2 protein-coding genes are annotated in these 3,288 nt (G+C 65.8%); both read left to right on the forward strand.

Going from position 1 to position 3,288, the window contains the following annotated elements; all coding sequences use genetic code 11:
- Window positions 1-1,906 (forward strand): strawberry notch C-terminal domain-containing protein (locus tag Q8M85_RS22495; protein WP_371135344.1); only part of this gene is annotated, 1,906 nt, incomplete at its 5' end.
- Between the two features lie 3 nt (window positions 1,907-1,909).
- On the forward strand, window positions 1,910-2,941 hold the full coding sequence (locus tag Q8M85_RS22500; RefSeq protein ID WP_305549041.1) for a toprim domain-containing protein: 1,032 nt from the start codon (window positions 1,910-1,912) through the stop codon (window positions 2,939-2,941).
- The last annotated feature ends 347 nt before the right edge of the window (window positions 2,942-3,288 follow it).

The following is a 3,288-nucleotide window of genomic DNA, read 5'->3' on the forward strand; positions in this document are numbered from 1 at the left end:
TCCTTCTGCGGTTGAGAGCAGAGGCATCATGATTATGCCAAGTGGAGATCCCGAAATGAAACATCATATCAACGACATGAAGCGTCGCGCTCTGCATAACGCGGACGCGGCATATTACGTCCTGGACTACCTCGCCCATTCATTTCCGGTGCAGCTCTATGAGCCCTTCACCGACAGCGAGGGCAATCTGTCCTCTCGGCCCGTGGTGCGTGATGGCCAGCCGGTCGAATGCCGCGAGGCCGCCCGCAGGCGCGATGCCCTGATTGAAAAGCTGGCCTCGCTTCCTCCCGTCCCGGGCGCGCTCGACCAGATCGTCCAGCGCTTCGGCACCGATCTCGTGGCCGAGGTCACGGGCCGCTCGCGCCGCATCGTGCGCAAGGGCGAGGGGCACGCCGCGCGGCTTGTCGTCGAAAGCCGTGCCGGCTCGGCCAACCTGTCCGAGACCGCCGCCTTCATGGATGATCAGAAGCGCGTCCTGGTCTTCTCTGATGCTGGCGGCACGGGGCGCAGCTATCACGCTGATCTTGGGGCCAAGAACCAGCGTCTTCGGGTCCACTACCTCCTCGAACCCGGCTGGAAGGCCGATGCCGCCATCCAGGGTCTCGGCCGCACCAACCGCACCAATCAGGCGCAACCGCCGCTCTTCCGACCGGTGGCCACCGATGTGAAGGCGGAGAAACGGTTCCTCTCGACCATCGCGCGCCGCCTCGACACATTGGGCGCGATCACGCGGGGTCAGCGCCAGACCGGCGGGCAGGGGCTTTTCCGGCCCGAGGATAACCTTGAGTCGCCTTACGCCCGTGATGCTTTGCGCCAGCTATACCGTCGCATCTATCGCGGCGATGTCGCGGGCTGTTCGCTCGGGGCCTTCGAGGATGCCACCGGCCTTAGCCTGACCGATGACAACGGGCTGAAGGACGAGTTGCCGCCGATCACAACCTTCCTCAATCGCCTGCTGGCGCTGACGATCGACATGCAGGCCGTGCTTTTCTCGGCTTTCGAGGAACTTCTCGACCAACGCATCGAGGGGGCAATCGCAGCCGGGGTCTATGATCTCGGGCTCGAGACGCTGCGCGCCGAGAGCTTCCGCGTCACCGATGCGAGGGTGATCTACACCCATCCCGGCTCCGGCGCCGAAACCCAGCTCCTGACCATCGCAGAAAAGCGCCGCAACACGCCGACCTCGCTGGCCAATGCGCTGGACTGGCTTGATGACCCGAAGGCACGGCTCCTGGTCAACAGCCGCTCGGGTCGCGCGGCGGTGCAGGTGCCCGCGACCAGCCTAATGCTGGATGATGGCACGATCGAGCCCCGCTTGCGGTTGATCCGCCCCACCGAGGCAAGCACCGTGCCTGCAAAGCTGATGGACGACACGCATTGGCTCGAGGCCGACCGCGCGGCCTTCATCGCCGCCTGGACCGCGGAACTGGCTGCGGTGCCGGAGTTCTCGGAAGCCACGCTCCACATCGTGGCGGGCCTGCTGCTGCCGATCTGGAAGCAACTTCCCCAGGATGAAACCCGCGTCTACCGGCTCCAAACCGATGACGGCCAGCGCATCATCGGCCGCCGTGTCTCACCCGCCTGGGTCGCGACCACGCTGGCGGCCGACGCACCGAAGCTCACGGCGGCGCAGATCCATGCCCTCGTTATGGAGGGCAAGACCGTGGTACGGCTGGCTGAAGGAATGGAGTTGCACCGCTCCCGCGTCATGGGGGTGAACCGGATCGAGGTCTCCGGGTTCACGGAGGCCGCCAAGGACCGGCTCAAGGCCGATGGCTTCTTCTCGGAGATCATCGCCTGGAAGCTGCGTCTGTTCTGCCCAGTTGATCCGAGCGGCATCGCAATACTGGATCGTCTGCTTGCGCGTTGTCCTGTGACAGGACTACATGCACGCGGAGGGTGTTGAGCCATGTATTTCGAGACCGAAGATCTGATCCGCGCTCTGGCGGAAGACGCAGAGAGCGTGTGTCGCGCGTACCTTCCTGCCGGACGGCGGGAAGGGTCCTACTGGATCGTTGGCGATCTGCAGAACAACCCCGGCCGGTCGCTCTTCGTGCGGCTGACCGGGCCAACGTCTGGACCGGGGGCCCGTGGTAAATGGCAGGATGCGGCGGTCGGACTGCATGGTGATCTTCTGGACATCATCCGTGAGCGAACAGGGATCTCCCGCTTTCCCGATCTTCTCGCCGAGGCCCGGGCGTACCTTGGTCGCCCGCAGCCGGTCCTCCCGGATGCACCGGTGCCGAAGAAGGCCAAAATCCCCGGTGGCACGCCAGCGGCGGCGGCGCGTCTGTTCGCAGCCTCGGTGCCGGTCGCAGGCACGCTTGCCGACACCTACCTCCGATCCCGTGGCCTCACCCAGGGTGGCATGATGAGCGCCCTGCGCTTCCACCCGAAGTGCTGGCATCGGGATGAGGGCCAGACCCGCGGCATCCCCAGGCCGGCGCTGCTCGCCGCGGTCACCGATGGGGCAGGGGCCGTGCAGGGCGTACATCGTACTTGGCTGGCACCTGACGGACAGGGGAAGGCGCGGGTCGCGACGCAGCGGCGTGCTATGGGTCACCTCCTCGGCAATGCCGTCAGGCTGACCCCACATGACGACATCCTCGTGGTCGGCGAAGGCATCGAGACCATGCTGTCCTTGGTCGAGGCGGTGCCCGGCCTTCCCGTCTGGGCGGCGCTGTCGTCCGGTCACCTCGGGGCGGTCCTGCTGCCGGAGGGGGTTCAGCGCCTCTACATCGCCATCGACCGGGATCCTGCCGGCCAGCGCGCGGCAGAGAGGTTGAGCGCCAGAGCCTCCAAGGTCGGGATTGTCGTTTGGGTGTTGGAACCGCGGCTCGGGGATTTCAACGATGATCTCCGGGCGTACGGCAAAGAGGCGCTGCGCCACCATCTGGCAGGGCAGATCGGGCTCGAGGATCGGCATCGCCTGTCAGGCTGAGCTGCATCGCGCAGGGGGCTGTCAGTTGGATTGCTGGGCAGGGGTCACGGATCCCTGTCGTGGCTCTGGATCGTCGCTTTGCCTCTTCCCGGGCAATCTCATCCACCCGTCCCCCGAGCGGCCTTCAAGAGATGGGCAGGCGGCCGTCAAAGGCGCCGCCCCTTCAAGGACGGGGGGCAACTGATTTCCGCCGGCGGGGGCGAGCCCCGCCTTTGCATCGCGAGACATATGTGGACACCCCCTTCGTCAAGTCTTTCCTCAAAGCGCGTCGAATCCGGTTGGGTGCTTGCATATGTCCGGCCTCGTAGTGCGGCCGGTTGGCCGCGGGCCCTGATGATATCCGCGGA

The sequence above is a fragment of the Tabrizicola sp. genome, assembly GCF_030694085.1.
In the GTDB taxonomy this organism is placed as follows: Bacteria; Pseudomonadota; Alphaproteobacteria; order Rhodobacterales; family Rhodobacteraceae; genus Tabrizicola.

Excerpts from the sequence above, each read along its gene's own strand:
- Q8M85_RS22500 (WP_305549041.1), top strand. The coding sequence starts at position 1,910 with ATGTATTTCGAGACCGAAGATCTGATCCGCGCTCTGGCGGAAGACGCA.